General features: G+C 31.4%; 16 protein-coding genes and 1 pseudogene. 9 read left to right on the top strand and 8 right to left on the bottom strand.

Annotated features, from left to right (window positions below; translation table 11 throughout):
- The first annotated feature begins 164 nt into the window (after window positions 1–164).
- Window positions 165–671 carry an SRPBCC family protein gene (locus IDG63_RS00215; RefSeq protein ID WP_001051556.1) on the top strand — a complete coding sequence of 169 codons (507 nt, stop codon included), beginning with the start codon at window positions 165–167 and terminating at the stop codon, window positions 669–671.
- A gap of 57 nt (window positions 672–728) precedes the next feature.
- On the opposite strand, the gene IDG63_RS00210 is transcribed toward IDG63_RS00215, so the two are convergent.
- Complete coding sequence (locus tag IDG63_RS00210) at window positions 729–1493, bottom strand: MurR/RpiR family transcriptional regulator (RefSeq protein WP_000477992.1); 765 nt, start codon at window positions 1491–1493, stop codon at window positions 729–731.
- A gap of 329 nt (window positions 1494–1822) precedes the next feature.
- Here IDG63_RS00210 and IDG63_RS00205 point away from each other — a divergent pair, with 329 nt between their 5' ends.
- Entirely contained in the window at window positions 1823–3427 is a 1605-nt protein-coding gene (locus IDG63_RS00205) for an alpha-glucoside-specific PTS transporter subunit IIBC (protein WP_000991504.1), read from the top strand.
- A 65-nt stretch (window positions 3428–3492) separates the two neighbouring features.
- Here IDG63_RS00205 and IDG63_RS00200 read toward each other — a convergent pair whose 3' ends face one another.
- A complete protein-coding gene (locus IDG63_RS00200) occupies window positions 3493–4023 on the bottom strand; it encodes a hypothetical protein (RefSeq protein ID WP_000904065.1) in 531 nt (176 codons plus the stop codon).
- A gap of 267 nt (window positions 4024–4290) precedes the next feature.
- Here IDG63_RS00200 and IDG63_RS00195 point away from each other — a divergent pair, with 267 nt between their 5' ends.
- From IDG63_RS00195 to IDG63_RS00185, 3 genes are all read left to right on the top strand, one after another.
- On the top strand, window positions 4291–5208 hold the full coding sequence (locus IDG63_RS00195; protein WP_000486816.1) for a bile acid:sodium symporter family protein: 918 nt from the start codon (window positions 4291–4293) through the stop codon (window positions 5206–5208).
- Window positions 5209–5282: 74 nt separating this feature from the next.
- Window positions 5283–5918, top strand: a complete 636-nt coding sequence (locus tag IDG63_RS00190) for an HAD family hydrolase (protein WP_000285449.1) — start codon at window positions 5283–5285, stop codon at window positions 5916–5918.
- Window positions 5919–5928: 10 nt separating this feature from the next.
- Window positions 5929–6120, top strand: coding sequence for a hypothetical protein (locus IDG63_RS00185; protein WP_000971980.1), 192 nt, complete (start codon window positions 5929–5931; stop codon window positions 6118–6120).
- A 95-nt stretch (window positions 6121–6215) separates the two neighbouring features.
- On the opposite strand, the gene IDG63_RS00180 is transcribed toward IDG63_RS00185, so the two are convergent.
- A complete protein-coding gene (locus IDG63_RS00180; protein WP_000205307.1) occupies window positions 6216–6401 on the bottom strand; it encodes a hypothetical protein in 186 nt (61 codons plus the stop codon).
- Entirely contained in the window at window positions 6398–6754 is a 357-nt protein-coding gene (locus tag IDG63_RS00175; protein ID WP_000917664.1) for a hypothetical protein, read from the bottom strand. Before IDG63_RS00175 ends, IDG63_RS00180 begins: the two co-directional genes overlap by 4 nt.
- A 279-nt stretch (window positions 6755–7033) precedes the next feature.
- On the opposite strand from IDG63_RS00175, the gene IDG63_RS00170 reads away from it, so the two are divergent.
- Window positions 7034–8413 (top strand): amino acid permease, encoded by a 1380-nt coding sequence (locus tag IDG63_RS00170; protein ID WP_000429674.1) that lies wholly within the window; start codon window positions 7034–7036, stop codon window positions 8411–8413.
- A gap of 385 nt (window positions 8414–8798) precedes the next feature.
- On the opposite strand, the gene rpiRc is transcribed toward IDG63_RS00170, so the two are convergent.
- Both rpiRc and IDG63_RS00160 read right to left on the bottom strand, forming a co-directional pair.
- A complete protein-coding gene (rpiRc, locus tag IDG63_RS00165; RefSeq protein ID WP_000073195.1) occupies window positions 8799–9671 on the bottom strand; it encodes a pentose phosphate pathway transcriptional regulator RpiRC in 873 nt (290 codons plus the stop codon).
- Between the two features lie 444 nt (window positions 9672–10115).
- Complete coding sequence (locus tag IDG63_RS00160) at window positions 10116–10445, bottom strand: hypothetical protein (RefSeq protein ID WP_000606726.1); 330 nt, start codon at window positions 10443–10445, stop codon at window positions 10116–10118.
- Window positions 10446–10493: 48 nt separating this feature from the next.
- Here IDG63_RS00160 and sdpB point away from each other — a divergent pair, with 48 nt between their 5' ends.
- Window positions 10494–11231, top strand: coding sequence for a CPBP family intramembrane glutamic endopeptidase SdpB (sdpB, locus tag IDG63_RS00155; RefSeq protein WP_000426696.1), 738 nt, complete (start codon window positions 10494–10496; stop codon window positions 11229–11231).
- A gap of 90 nt (window positions 11232–11321) precedes the next feature.
- Here sdpB and IDG63_RS00150 read toward each other — a convergent pair.
- Both IDG63_RS00150 and IDG63_RS00145 read right to left on the bottom strand, forming a co-directional pair.
- A pseudogene (locus IDG63_RS00150) lies at window positions 11322–11681 on the bottom strand (transposase); the annotation flags it as partial.
- Between the two features lie 196 nt (window positions 11682–11877).
- Complete coding sequence (locus tag IDG63_RS00145) at window positions 11878–12570, bottom strand: helix-turn-helix transcriptional regulator (RefSeq protein WP_001030126.1); 693 nt, start codon at window positions 12568–12570, stop codon at window positions 11878–11880.
- Window positions 12571–12954: 384 nt separating this feature from the next.
- Here IDG63_RS00145 and IDG63_RS00140 point away from each other — a divergent pair, with 384 nt between their 5' ends.
- A complete protein-coding gene (locus tag IDG63_RS00140; protein ID WP_000130461.1) occupies window positions 12955–13752 on the top strand; it encodes an inositol monophosphatase family protein in 798 nt (265 codons plus the stop codon).
- A 132-nt stretch (window positions 13753–13884) separates the two neighbouring features.
- Entirely contained in the window at window positions 13885–14832 is a 948-nt protein-coding gene (locus IDG63_RS00135) for an LCP family glycopolymer transferase (RefSeq protein ID WP_000831055.1), read from the top strand.
- Window positions 14833–15398: the final 566 nt, after the last annotated feature.

Genomic DNA, 15398 nt, shown 5'->3' with positions numbered 1-15398 from the left:
CTTAACAATATATCGATGTAGCCAAGTAAGGTGGCTTGTTATATTAACAGATCATGTTGTACTCACCGTATAACGCTAATCTTTTAAAAATGATGATCATCTATGTTTGGAACTGAGCAAAAATACGTTAAAATAAAAGTAAGAGCGAAAGTGGGTGGACAACAGTGGCAAAATTTAATGTAGAGAATGAACATGTCGAAGTTGAAATTGAAAAGCTTTATAAATTTTCTCCAGAGTTAGTATACGAAGCTTGGACAAAGAAAGATTTGTTGAAACAATGGTTTATGACATCAGCCAGAACGAATAAAGAGATTGAAGCGGACGTTAAAGAAGGCGGTAAATATCGTATTGTAGATCAACAACGTAATGGCAAAGTAAATGTGATTGAAGGCATTTATGAATCTTTAGTTATGGATGAATACGTTAAGATGACTATCGGTATGCCTGGACTAAGTGAAACACAAGATGTCATTGAGGTAGAATTTTTTGAACGTGAAACAGGTGGCACCCAAATGCTATTTTATTATCGTTCATTAGTTGAAAAAGAAAGACGATTTACTAATTTAGAATACAAGCAAAAGAAAAAAGAATATCATGATGCCATGGTGCATGGTTTCGAATTGATGTTTGATAAGATGTACCACGTTATCGAAACATCAACACAACAATAAAATGATAAAAGGAAGTTATGATAGGCTCAAGGCCATTAAATCATAACTTCCTTTTTTCTAATTTGAAATATCATTATGTAGTAAATACTCATTATATTTTCTTACAAGTGTTTCAAAGAATATATGATAACTGATGAAGCTAGAATAGTCTGTACCATCAGTTAAGTAGAATGTGTTACTGGATACATAGACGTTGTAATTTGCTTTTTGAGCAAGGGTATTATCTTTCATTGTAGTAACAGAAATAAAGTATTTTTGTCTAAGTTGAAGCAAGTTTGTTACTTCTAATAATTCATGTGTTTCACCTGATAATGAAATAATAAAGAATAAATCATTAGGTTCACTCTTGTTCAAAATCATTTTAAGTTCATGTTCATCATGAAGTACAATGACATGATTATGTAACGTTAACAATATACGCTGTGCCTCTGAAGCAACGTTTAACTGTGCACGCCCTGTACCATACAAATATATTGTTGAAGCTGTATGCATTTTTTTAGTAAGAAGCTGGTAATCAACGCGTTCTAAATAACTGAATGTACTATCGATTTCTTGTTTGAAACTATCGATAGAGTTAGAAGGTAATTGGTGTGTCTTATTACTTTCAAATTTAAGGTACGATTTAAAATCACTATAACCGTCAAAACCTAATTTGCGTGTAAATCTGTGAATGGTTGCATTCGAGGCATGTGTGAATTGCGCTAAATCTTGTATTTTCATATTTTTACATTCATCTATATGTGTATTGATAAAGTGAGCGATATGTAAATCATTATCATTAAGTTTATCAAAGTTTCGATTAATGTGTTCATCTAAAAACATATTCAACCTCCTTGAAAATAAATGTGTAATAGATCGTTATTACATTAAAATCTTGTATGTCATTATATATATTTGTGTATTGATATAGGTTTGATTATGCGTTTAAAACGAATGTATTACAAATACAACGATGTCATATATAAGGTCGTGAAAAAATTTTCACTATATGAAAAGATAATCTGATTATACAAAATACTTTCAAAATACGTCAATGTCGTTGTAGGTGTGTAAGCGTTTACTATATATTATATTTAAATAGTAAGACATCTATTTATAAATGAATCTAATTAGATGTATTGTTAGGAAAGATGATATGGAGGGAATAGAAGATGAATGCGATAAAGCGTTTCGGTAGTGCAATGATTGTACCGGTATTAATGTTCGCTTTCTTTGGGATAGTGCTTGGCTTTGCGACATTATTTAAAAATCCTACAATCATGGGGAGTTTAGCAGATCAACATACGTTTTGGTTTAAATTTTGGTCAGTAATAGAATCTGGTGGCTGGGTTATTTTTACGCATATGGAAGTTGTATTTGTTGTAGGTCTACCACTTTCTTTAGCTAAAAAAGCACCAGGTCATGCAGCACTTGCAGCATTGATGGGTTACTTAATGTTTAATACATTTATAAATGCCATTTTAACACAATGGCCACATACGTTTGGCGCTAATTTAGAAAAAGGCGTTGAAAATGTACCTGGTTTAAAATCAATTGCAGGTATTGCCACATTGGATACGAATATTCTAGGTGGTATTATTATTTCAGCTATTATTACTTGGATTCACAATAGATACTATAGTAAACGATTACCAGAAATGGTTGGTGTATTCCAAGGTTTAACATTTGTAGTTACGATTTCATTTTTTGTGATGTTACCATTAGCAGCAATTACTTGTGTTATTTGGCCAACTGTTCAGCACGGTATTGGTTCAATGCAACACTTTATCATTGCTTCAGGCTATATCGGTGTATGGTTGTATCACTTCTTAGAACGTGTATTAATACCAACAGGATTACATCACTTTATTTATGCACCAATTGAAGTTGGACCAGTAGTAGTCAATCACGGCTTGAAAGCTGAATGGTTACAACATTTAAATGAGTTTGCTAAGAGTACTAAGCCATTAAAAGAGCAATTCCCTTATGGCTTTATGCTTCAAGGAAATGGGAAAGTATTTGGATGTTTAGGTATTGCTTTAGCAATGTATGCTACGACACCTAAAGAAAATCGTAAAAAGGTGGCGGCACTACTTATTCCTGCCACATTAACAGCAGTCGTTGTAGGTATTACTGAGCCATTAGAGTTTACATTCTTATTCATCGCACCATACTTATTTGTTTTACACGCAGTTTTAGCAGCATCAATGGATACTTTAATGTACGCATTTGGTGTTGTAGGTAACATGGGTGGTGGCTTGTTAGACTTTATTTCAACAAACTGGTTGCCATTAGGTAAAGAACATTGGGGTACTTATGTTGCACAAGTTATTATCGGTCTGATATTTGTAGCGATTTACTTCTTCTTATTCAGATTCTTAATTTTGAAATTTGATATTCCATTACCTGGACGTAAGAAAACAGAAGAGGAAGTTAAATTATTTTCTAAGCAAGATTACAAAAATAAAAAAGGTGATAGCGTAGATTCTAAACGTGCTTCAACTGGTAATGAATACGAAGACAAAGCTGCATATTACCTCGACGGTTTAGGCGGCAAAGAAAATATCAAAGATGTTACTAACTGTACAACAAGATTACGCTTAACTGTTTATGATGAAAGTAAAGTTGCAGATACGGAATATTTCACGCATCAACAAATGGCACACGGATTAGTAAAGAGTGGTAAGAGTATCCAAGTTGTAGTAGGTATGACAGTACCACAAGTTCGTGAAGCATTTGAACAAATGGTTGAGGATCAATCGTCCGAAGATAAATAATACAAAAAAAGACACATCACTATACGCAATCATTGTAAATGATCATCGTATAGATGTGTCTTTTATTATGATATACGAGCTTTGCTCATAGATGACGATCTATAATTGGCAGATAGAATGTCGATATTTCTAGTTGCAATCGTATGTAACAATTTAGCAAATATTTCTGGCGTACATATAATATGTGCATGAGACTTATTCAACGTATAAGTGATATCAGTGTGATTTTGGAACATATTCATAATATCGATGACTTTGTCTTTAATGAAAGCATCTTGCAAGCCATCAATATTGATATCGAAACGCTTTGCAGATTGATATAAATTATCAGAATCAAGTAATTCATTTATTTTCTTTGGTGAAAGTACTTGGAAAATACTATACTGATGAAAACTTAAAAATGAAATGAAGTATGGAAGTTGTTGCTTTGGTAAGCTAATTTCTAATACATACTGATTAAACTGTTTGTTTATTGAGAATTGCAACGCATCACAAAATTGTACACTTTTGCATAACTTACTTAATTTTTTTCTAGTAGTACGGTCATTTAAACCGGCGATGTTGATGATGTATGTTTCGAATTTATCAATTAACATGTGAGGACCTCCCGAGGAATACATGGCATTAAATACACGTTTAATATTTATAAAGGTGACTTAATTTTGTTCAAGTTGATTTTACCACGCTTTTTTTCTTTATTCACTAAGACTTTTGAATGAAGTTTAAAATAATTGTTTATCAGTGATAAAATATTTGCAATAAGAAGAGAATGACTAAATAATCTTAATTTTCAGAAAAGTAATTGTAACCTTACTGGTCTTATGGTAATATTTTTCAATATTATCGACGAGGATGTGTTAACAATGTTTCAAAAATTGAGTATATTTGCCACGAAGAGTTTTTTGGTATGGATGTTAGTAGCAGCTGTTATTGGATTTATTTTCCCACAACATGTTGCGACATTAGGTAAATGGGTACCTTATTTACTTGGTATTGTTATGTTAGGTATGGGATTAACAATTACACCTAATGATTTCAAAATGGTCTTTAAAGCACCTAGAGCAGTAATTATTGGTGTCTGTCTACAATTCAGTATTATGCCCACATTAGCATTTATAATTGCAAAGTCTTTTCATTTACCACCTGATATTGCTGTTGGCGTAATATTAGTTGGATGTTGTCCGGGTGGGACATCAAGTAATGTAATGAGTTATTTAGCCAAAGCTAACGTAGCACTTTCTGTTTCTATTACGACGGTCTCTACGTTGCTAGCGCCATTCGTTACACCTGCGTTAATATATCTATTTGCAAATGAATGGTTGGAAGTATCTTTCGTGAGTATGTTGTGGTCAGTTGTTCAAGTTGTATTAATTCCAATTGCTTTAGGTATTGTTTTGCAAATTATTAATCGTAAAATTGCTGAAAAAGCTTCTACAGCTTTGCCAATTATATCAGTTGTTGCTATTTCATTAATTTTAGCAATAGTTGTAGGTGGCAGTAAGCACCAAATCTTAACTACAGGATTATTAATATTTTTAGTAGTTATTTTACATAACGTATTAGGGTATACGATTGGATATTGGTTAGCTCGTCTTTTAAAATTAGATCGACAAGATCAAAAAGCAGTCAGTATTGAAGTTGGAATGCAGAACTCTGGTTTAGCTGTGTCATTAGCAGCATTGCATTTTAATCCAATTGCAGCAGTACCAGGCGCAGTGTTTAGTTTCATTCATAATATAACAGGGCCTATTTTAGCAAAGTATTGGTCAAAAAAGTTATAATTGCACTAATAGAATGAAGTGGTCATCGGACTATGTTAAGCTTTGATAAAGAGAAAAAATAGAGGAGTAAATATATGTATAGAGCAGTTATATTTGATTTCGATGGAACAATAATAGATACGGAACAACATTTATTTAATGTTATTAATAAACATTTAGAGATGCATAATGCCGATCCTATAAGCATTGATTTTTATCGTTCTTCTATTGGAGGAGCAGCTACAGATTTGCATGACCATTTAATTAAAGCGATTGGTTCGGAAAATAAAGATAAACTTTATGAAGAACATCATCTTACTAGTACAACATTACCGATGATTGATACGATTAAATCATTGATGGCATTTTTAAAGCAACGTCACATTCCTATGGCAATTGCCACAAGTAGTGTGAAAGCGGAAATAATGCCCACCTTTAAAGCATTAGGTCTAGACGATTATATAGAGGTAGTTGTTGGTAGAGAAGATGTTGAACAAGTTAAACCTGACCCTGAATTATATTTATCTGCAGTACAACAATTAAATTATATGCCGACACAATGTTTGGCTATTGAAGATTCTGTACATGGTGCAACAGCCGCGATTGCAGCTGGATTAGATGTTATTGTTAATACGAATAAAATGACAAGCGCACAGGACTTTTCTAATGTAGATTATGTAGCAAAAGATATTGATTACGATCAAATTGTAGCGCGTTTCTTTACGAAATAGGAGGCGTATCATGATGGGTTACATTATATTGTTTTTTCTAGCTGGTCCAGTAATTTTAGGCGTTGGAAATTTGGTGATTGGTCCTATATTTAACAAACAGACACCATTTCGCGTGCAAGTAAGATCTTTTGTTGTTGGTTCAATGATTTACTTAATACTCGCAACAATTGGCTATTTTTTACTATTACAAGGTAAACTTTAACGAGAAAACCACCTTACCTCATTAAATGGACGACCATATGTATGTGAAATGGTAGAACGTTCATGTTTATGTATGAGATAGGGTGGTTTAAATAGTTACATATATTTTAATAATAACGTCACGATGATAAGTACAATTAAGATAATATCTATGCCTACCATAATTGTAGCTCTTGTTGCATTACTTCCTTGTTCTTTTGCTGATTTCATAGCACGGTAGTTTGGCACAAAGCTAATAATTAGTAAGATTAATACAATTACACCAATTAATGCTGTTGTCATGATGAACGACCTCCTTTATTTTTTTCAATCAATTCCCAAATAAACGTAGCAATCACACCGATGATTAACCCAGTGATGACACCGATTTGTACCGTTAAAAATATGGCGCCGAAAATGATACCAATAATTAATGCAATCGGTAAAGTCGTACCGAGTTTAATCTTGCGCTCTGGAGAATTAATAATAGTAAATACTGTAAGACAAATGAGTATGAAAGCAAGTGTTGCAATAATAGTTCTTCCAACTAAATATAGGATGTCAGGTTTTTCCATACCGATATAATTTATGATGAAAAATGCTACAGCAAAGAGTACCGATATTTTTGTAGCACGTAGCAGTATTTGTTTTAACATTGATATACTCCTTTTTAATATTATTAAAATTATATCATAATTACCAAGAATAGCTGAAGTTGTATGTGACTCAACGGTACTTGAGCAACTTTTTTAATTTTTTAGAAAAATCACAAAATAATTGTTTGCAAAGTTGCAAAAGCCTGCTATAGTAGTTCTGTAAACGATTGCATGGTATGCAAATATTAATGTACCAAAATCGATAATTTATAGTATAATTACGGCAATAAGTTTTTTTATGGATTTATTTAGTATCAATCAGAGATGGGGTAAGAAGTTATGGAGAACAATGAACTACAAAGGGGATTGAGTGCCCGTCAAATTCAAATGATTGCACTTGGTGGTACGATTGGCGTGGGGCTTTTCATGGGTGCGACAAGTACAATTAAATGGACAGGCCCATCAGTTATCCTTGCATATTTAATTGCGGGTATCTTTTTATTTTTAATCATGAGAGCAATGGGGGAAATGATTTATTTAAACCCTACAACAGGATCATTTGCAACATTTGCAAGTGATTATATACATCCTGCAGCAGGTTATATGACAGCATGGAGTAATATATTCCAATGGATTGTAGTTGGTATGAGTGAGGTCATCGCAGTAGGAGAATATATGAAGTTTTGGTTCCCGGAATTGCCAACTTGGATTCCTGGTGTTATTGCTATTTTATTATTAATGGCAGCGAATTTATTCTCGGTAAAAGCGTTTGGAGAATTTGAATTTTGGTTTGCTTTAATTAAAGTTGTAACAATTATTTTAATGATTATTGCTGGTTTTGGTCTTATTTTCTTTGGTTTTGGAAATGGTGGCCATGCGGTAGGTATTTCTAATCTATGGACAAATGGCGGATTTATGCCAAATGGTATTGTTGGTTTCTTCTTTGCATTATCAATTGTAATTGGTTCATACCAAGGTGTGGAACTGATAGGTATTACGGCAGGTGAAACTAAAGATCCTCAGAAAAATATCGTTAAAGCAGTGAATGGTGTTATCTGGAGAATTTTAATTTTCTATTTAGGCGCTATTTTTGTTATTGTTTCAGTGTATCCTTGGAATCAATTAGGAGACATTGGAAGTCCGTTTGTTGCAACATTTGCTAAAATCGGTATTACATTTGCAGCTGGATTAATTAACTTTGTTGTATTAACTGCAGCAATGTCAGGATGTAACTCAGGTATTTTCAGTGCGAGTCGTATGATTTATACACTTGCTCATAAAGGTGAAATGCCGAAAATATTTACTAAAATCATGAGAAATGGTGTACCATTGTACACTGTTGTAGCAGTATCTCTTGGTATTTTAATTGGTGCTTTATTAAACGTAATTTTACCTTTATATATCGATGGAGCGAAGAGTATTTTCGTATACGTTTATAGTGCGTCTATTTTACCAGGTATGATTCCTTGGTTTATGATTTTATTCAGTCATTTACGTTTTAGAAAATTACACCCTGAAGAATTGGAAGGTCACCCATTCAAAATGCCTGGTGGCGCAGTAACTAACTATTTAACAATCTTATTCTTAATATTAGTATTGGTTGGTATGGTATTTAATGTTGAAACTAGAATATCAGTGCTTATTGGTGTCATCTTCTTAACGATTGTAACGATTTATTATTTTATTAGATATAATAAAAATAATGTAAAAGCAAAATAGTATGATTATAATGTGCGCTTATCTTATGACAAACTTGGCCCTAGCTTATTAAAGTTAAATAGCCAAAGAATGTTATGAGTAGGCGCATTTTTTATAAATATAGCTTAAATCGAAGTTGTAGTGTGAAAAACTTATAAGTGGCAATATTATCGTTAGTTTTTACTGTGGGCTTTAAAATAAAAAATAGCATTATTAAAATAACAAACGCAATTGATATATGGAATGAATCCGTTAATCAACTGCGTTTGTTTTTAATATAAGAAATTGAATGGCCTTATCAAATCATTGGTCATATGCGTATGTTATACAAGATAAAAGACATGTAAGCTTTGAAAATGATGCATAAATTATTATATGACATGATTAAAGAATTTATATAAGACTGTTAATGTTTAAAGTTAATATTTGATAAATGTTTACGATAGTTATCTAAAGCCATTTTAGATTGTGTTATGAAATCTAATGATGCGTGATAATTTAATGCAACATAACGATAATATAAAATATCAATAGTGAACATTTGAGCAAATAATGAAGTTGTTGCTCCCATATGCATCTCATTTTCATCAGTTTTCCCATAAGTTAAAACAATATTTGATGCCTGTGCTACGGGATTATCCCTTGTACTAGTAATTGTAATTATAGGTATATGGTAGTCATCAATAACTTTAACCATTGATTGCATTTCACTTTGCGTACCATTGTTAGTAATAAGAATAACACTGTCGTTCGAATTGTGAGTTGCTAATAATGTAGCAAAAATATGTGTTTCTTGAACAAGTTGAATATTAAGACCTATTCTTGATAACTTTTGGTATAAGTCGGTAGCAACTACAAAAGATGCGCCAAAACCATATATAAAAATCGTCTCAGAACGTTTTAAACAATGACATATTTGATCAATAGTTTTATCATTTAATTCGTTATTTGCATGATTAAGTGCGCGTGTAGTACGTGTATGGAGTTTAGTTCTTAAAGATTCTGTGCTTTCGTTATTCATTAATTCAACATTGTAAATTGATGATGCTTTAGGAACATATTTAGATATATTTATTTTCAAGTCGTGAAAACCGCCATCAGTAATTTTCTTGCTGAATCGAATGACTGATGATGTACTAATATCTAATAAGCTTGCTAAGTCTTGAGACCTCATTTTAATCACCTTTTGAGGTGAATTTAGTATAAATTTAGCTATCTTTTTTTCATTTTTAGTCATATATGGATATTGACTATCTATTTCTGTTAGTACGTTTGACATATTAATCACTCCACTTTAACGCAATATATTTTATTAGCGTTGGCTATTGTTGTTTAACGCGATGGTATTTACAACTTGTAACGTAAGAGAATGAAAAATAAGCTGAATATGTTGTTTGTTTAATGATATTGAATTGTAAAACTGTAAATTTTTTTAAGATGTATAGATAAAAAATAGCATACTCCCATGTGCAAATAATATATCAATATATTGATATATTACCGTAAGTCATACTGTATATTCCCAATTTATACATTATGTACTCATCTATTTAAATCTTAGTAAATGTAGTTATATAAGACTAAATCTACCATCTTAATCATTATGATTATAACTCGATTAATGCATCTTTACAATTTGAAGAAACTTTTTAATTGTATAATTTATGTAATAAAGTGAATTTTAATAAATAACTTGTTTAAATGACATTTTATGAAAAATAGGTTAATGGGCAAATTTAATTGCAAATAATGCGTTAGATAGTTCTGTATGATAAAAATTAAGATATTGAATTTTGTTACCATAGTCGACTTGTCGGAGGGGACGTTTATTAAGTAGTGTTATAATTTCATAATAGGAAACTTGATTTTCGTTTATTATATATGATGTTTCAAAGCCTTTGAACTTATTCAATTCATTAGTAACTATTTGGTTAAATTTATAAATATGCGTTTGAATGTTCCAATCTGTCATTAAAGTATTATATTTAATCGTATCAATGATTTGAATCAAATTAGTAATTTGTTGTCTCATATACTTAGTTTCGTTTATCATGTAGAAGTACCTCCAAAAATCAATTATTAAACAGGAAAGGATATAACAGTGGAAAATGAAAAAAAGAAATACACGTTTAAAGATATAGCATGGAGAGATTTGCTTATAATTCCAATTATAGGTGTTATATTTTATGCACTCACAATTGCAGCTTACATAGGACCAATTTTGTTTGGTTATTATGAAATCGATAGTAATCTGATATTTGTAGCGACTATCACACAAGCTTTAGCATATACGATTGGGATTGGCGCATTTTATTTATTTCATTTAAAAGTGATGCCATCAAGGCTTCGAGCTGGTTTTGCGTATATCAAAAAATATTGGCTTAGATTGTCAATAACGTATATTATTGCTCTCATCTTAATTTATACATATGAATATATGACACAGTTTCTACCTAAACATTTGCAATATAGTGAAACAGCCAATGAACTTGAGCTAAATAAAATGTTTGAAGTGCCTGCATTTTTACCTGTAGCATTCTTATTAATTGTGATTGTAGGTCCAATAGTTGAAGAAATCGTATTTAGACATATTTTAATTGGAGAATTAGGTAAGAAGTTTAATTTTATAGCTATGAGTATTGTTTCGGTGTTCTTATTTGCATTTATTCATGTGACTGATGCAAAGTCGCCGTTTGAGTTTGGTCCATATCTCATACTATCCATCATATTAGTTTTCACTTATTTAAAATCTGGAAGAAACCTAGGTTCAACAATTGCATTACATATAGCAAATAATTTTGTTTCTTTCGTTATATCAGTAATAAGTATTTATGCGTAGATAAAGAGGTCGGGACATTAAGTTTTTAGGCAATGAAAAAAGCTGATTTCTATTAATTATTTGATAGAAATCAGCTTTTTTGATATGCATTTTATTATGAAACTGAATAAATAAAGATTCAATTAGCGCATCAGTATTAGGATTCATTCTAAAAAGATTAATAGTTTTATAAGAAGGTGTTTGATCTTGAGCTAACCACATCATTCGAATACTGTTATGAAGTAATTTTTCTATTCTACGGCCAGAAAATTCAGATTGAGTATATGAATATGAGGTGATTTTTAACATCATTTTTAGATGATAGGATGTTGCGCCACGATGATGTCTGAATTCATCGAATTCGCTATCAGCTATCTTTTTAACAATTTCATTAACATATCGCGAAATATCATTTTGAGGAATTCTAACAGCAGTTTCTATTGGTAGTGTAAGTTGGGCAAAGTGTTTTATTTTTTTAAGTATTTCAAAGTAAAATTACATGTTAATACGTAGTATTAATGGCGAGACTCCTGAGGGAGCAGTGCCAGTCGAAGACCAAGGCTGAGACGGCACCCTAGGAAAGCGAAGCCATTCAATACGAAGTATTGTATAAATAGAGAACAGCAGCAAGATATTTTCTAATTGAAAATCATCTTACTGCTGTTTTTTAGGAATCGATGGGGTTTAAAAATTGATGATAGTTATCAATGGATATGTCTCTGGTTTGAATCGTCTTACCGAATGAATACGAAATATCTATAATATTTTTAATTTCGAGTTCGGCAGTTTTGTCTTGAGCAATGTCATAAATGACTGCATGCCAATGTCCATGTTTACACAAAAGGCCAATAAATATAACGTTTTCAGCTTTAATATTATCATCAACCCTATGATCTACTAACATCACATTTCGTTCTGTACAATAAATTAAAATGTCGGAAAACAGCATTGGGAGTGTCATATGTTGTGTGTCATCAAATTTAATATAAAAGTCCATGCGTTTAAGCAATTTTCTTAAGCGTGTTTGTGGAAGACTTAAACATTGTTTTATAATTGCGTTGATTTCGCTTTTATATGGTAATGTCGAGTACGACTGACTTTCATTAAGCACTAAAAATAAGGCCGATAATTGTGTTTCAGATAAGTTTAATGCAATTTTAGATTGTGCTTGTTGTATTTGGTAACCACCATTTTTCCCATAATGCGCATAAATTTTAACACCTTGATTTTCTAAATCATCAATATCTCTTAAAATTGTGCGTTTGGATACGTTGCAATATTTAGCTAATTCTAAAGCGGTCATTTTTTTATTTTGTTGAATTGCAGTAATTATTAAATTTTGCCTTTCAGCTTTATTCATGACAGCCACCTCCTAAAAGATGATATATTACACAAAGTATAACATAAGAGTGACAATGAGGACATTTTCAATATCTTTTAAAAAAAATCGGAAAAATTTTGTGGAAAACGCTTACATTTTAAAAAAGATTGTGCTATGATATTACTTGTAACAGGGGGAGCGATTAAACAAAGGGGTAGAGCTATATAACAGATAGCTTTTAATCGTTCAAGTTACATCACAACATCTTCAATATTTATTACTTACTTTCCTTTCTATTTGTCGGCTAGCACGTGACTAGCCGATTTTTTTATGCATAAAATGAAGAAGTCTTCAGTTGTATTGTTGATTCTTTTAATTTAGGGTAATAATAAAATGATAATGATATGAGAAGTGGTGGACGAAATGACAGATAAAACATTACAGCAAATAGATAAGTTAATATGTTCGTGGTTGAAACAAATAGACAATGTTATTCCGCAATTAATTATGGAAATGACTACAGAAACTAAGCGTCATCGATTTGATTTAGTTACAAATGTAGATAAACAGATTCAACAACAATTTCAACAATTTTTAGCAACATATTTTCCGGAACACCAACTATTAGCGGAAGAAAAAAGTAATGCAATGATTACGAATGAAATTAATCATTTATGGATTATGGATCCCATTGATGGAACTGCCAATTTAGTAAAACAGCAAGAAGATTATTGTATTATATTGGCGTATTTTTATGAAGGTAAACCAATGTTATCGTACGTATATGATTATCCGCATAAAAAGCTTTATAAAGCAATACGAGGAGAAGGTGCTTTTTGTAATGGAATTAAGATGGAAGAACCACCATCGTTAAAATTGGAAGACGCTATTATATCGTTTAATGCACAAGTGATGAATCTAGATACGGTGCAAGATTTATTTGACGCCTCATTTAGTTATCGTTTAGTTGGTGCTTGCGGATTAGATTCTATGCGAGTGGCAAAAGGTCAATTTGGGGCACATATTAATACAAATCCTAAACCTTGGGACATTGCTGCACAGTTTTTATTTGCAGAACTATTGAATCTAAAAATGACGACTTTAGATGGTAAGGCAATTGATCATTTAAAGGGTGCACCTTTTATTATAAGTAATAAAGCATGTCATGAAACGGTACTTAAAATTTTAAATGCAAATGGTGGTTATCAAAAATACAGATAGATATTCTCTAGAGATAAAAAATGATAAAAAATAGTTATACGTCTACAGAAGTATAGTAAAAAAATTATTTTACTATATAATAAATAGAGAAAACAGACAAAGTATGTAAGGAATAGTAAAGGAGTGGTGGGATTGAAACGTTCGTCTAAAAGTAAAATGAGCCTACCGAAAAAAATATTTTTATGGGTATTCGGTATTTTAGTAATCTTAGCGATTGTAGCTGTTGTGTATGTAGCTGCTAAAATTTTTATTACTGGTAATAAGATACACAATCCGTTAGATCGCAATCATTCAGAATTAAGAGATAAAAAAGTGAGTTTAAACGATGGTGATCCATTCACAATCGCTTTATTTGGTGTCGATTCAGATGCTGATCGTAAGAAAAAGGGTGGCGGAGAGCGTAGTGATAGTATTATGATTTTATCTATCAACCCTAAAACGAAGAAAACTGAAATAGTAAGTATACCGCGTGATACAAGAGCGGAAATTGTTGGCCGTGGTACTACTGAAAAAATTGCACATGCCTATGCATATGGTGGACCAAATATGGCTGTTAAATCACTTGAAAAATTAATGAATGTGCCAATTGATCATTATGCGACAATCGATATGGATGGTTTGCATAATATGATAGATAGCATCGGCGGTGTTGATGTAGTAAGTAATGATACATTCACTGTTGATGGTGTTCGTTTTACAAAAGGACAGCAGACACATGTAAATGGTGATCAAGCATTGAAGTTTATTAGAAGTCGTAAAGAAGAAGGTGCTGGTGGTGACTTTGGTCGACAACAACGTCAGCAAATTGTACTTGAAGCGATGGCTAATAAGATTGCAAGTCCATCATCGATTACACATTTTAATAGTCTAATGAATGAAATTCAAAATAATGTTAAAACAGATTTAACATTAGGTGATTTGAATACGATTAGAAGCAATTATAAAGATGCTAATGACACGATTAATAAACATCAATTGAGTGGTCAAGGCGGCATTCAAAGTGACGGATTGTACTACTTCATTCCTAGTGAGCAGTCAAAAGCTGAAAGTACTAAGTTATTAAAAGATAATCTAGAGTAGTAAACTAAGGGAAAATAAGTTATCAAAATTGTACACAAATTAATTAGATAGAATGATCTGTAAATAGAATAACGAATAGAACTAATAGCCCGTAAATAGAAGGTGATAACACTTTGTATTTATGGGCTATTTTATTTAATGCCTGATTTGATTTTTATAAATTAATCCATTACAAATTTAATTTAAAGATAAATATTACCTTCTAAATGATAGTAGATATTTATCAAACTTGGGTTATTAATTTTCAGAAAAAGGGTATTTATAAATAGTATAACGATTTTTAGGTGAGGTGATTATTAAATATTGTCATTAATAAGGTTGTGAAAGATATGGCAAAAAGCGTGAAACAGATAATTGGAAAACTAATAATGATAATTATTTTCAATTAAACAAAAAGATGATTTAATTTCGCGCAAAATATTTCAAATAAAAATGATTGTAAAAAGGCAAAATACAAAATTTCACTTAACAACTAGTACATAAAGTAATACAATTAAATTAATTCTATCTGAAAGATGTGTGGGGCATCGTTATTTTAGGTGGATATGAGCAATTTATTAAAAGTC

The organism is Staphylococcus sp. EG-SA-14 (assembly GCF_017151935.1).
Taxonomy (GTDB): Bacteria; Bacillota; Bacilli; order Staphylococcales; family Staphylococcaceae; genus Staphylococcus; species Staphylococcus aureus.
The sequence above is the reverse complement of the archived record's forward strand: the minus strand, read 5'-3'. Positions and strand labels throughout refer to the sequence as shown.

Excerpts from the sequence above, each read along its gene's own strand:
- IDG63_RS00145 (WP_001030126.1), bottom strand. The coding sequence starts at position 12,570 with ATGAATAAAGCTGAAAGGCAAAATTTAATAATTACTGCAATTCAACAA.
- IDG63_RS00180 (WP_000205307.1), bottom strand. The coding sequence starts at position 6,401 with ATGACAACAGCATTAATTGGTGTAATTGTATTAATCTTACTAATTATT.
- IDG63_RS00175 (WP_000917664.1), bottom strand. The coding sequence starts at position 6,754 with ATGTTAAAACAAATACTGCTACGTGCTACAAAAATATCGGTACTCTTT.
- IDG63_RS00185 (WP_000971980.1), top strand. The coding sequence starts at position 5,929 with ATGATGGGTTACATTATATTGTTTTTTCTAGCTGGTCCAGTAATTTTA.
- IDG63_RS00200 (WP_000904065.1), bottom strand. The coding sequence starts at position 4,023 with ATGTTAATTGATAAATTCGAAACATACATCATCAACATCGCCGGTTTA.
- IDG63_RS00210 (WP_000477992.1), bottom strand. The coding sequence starts at position 1,493 with ATGTTTTTAGATGAACACATTAATCGAAACTTTGATAAACTTAATGAT.
- IDG63_RS00190 (WP_000285449.1), top strand. The coding sequence starts at position 5,283 with ATGTATAGAGCAGTTATATTTGATTTCGATGGAACAATAATAGATACG.
- IDG63_RS00205 (WP_000991504.1), top strand. The coding sequence starts at position 1,823 with ATGAATGCGATAAAGCGTTTCGGTAGTGCAATGATTGTACCGGTATTA.
- IDG63_RS00140 (WP_000130461.1), top strand. The coding sequence starts at position 12,955 with ATGACAGATAAAACATTACAGCAAATAGATAAGTTAATATGTTCGTGG.
- IDG63_RS00195 (WP_000486816.1), top strand. The coding sequence starts at position 4,291 with ATGTTTCAAAAATTGAGTATATTTGCCACGAAGAGTTTTTTGGTATGG.
- rpiRc (WP_000073195.1), bottom strand. The coding sequence starts at position 9,671 with ATGTCAAACGTACTAACAGAAATAGATAGTCAATATCCATATATGACT.
- IDG63_RS00170 (WP_000429674.1), top strand. The coding sequence starts at position 7,034 with ATGGAGAACAATGAACTACAAAGGGGATTGAGTGCCCGTCAAATTCAA.
- IDG63_RS00160 (WP_000606726.1), bottom strand. The coding sequence starts at position 10,445 with ATGATAAACGAAACTAAGTATATGAGACAACAAATTACTAATTTGATT.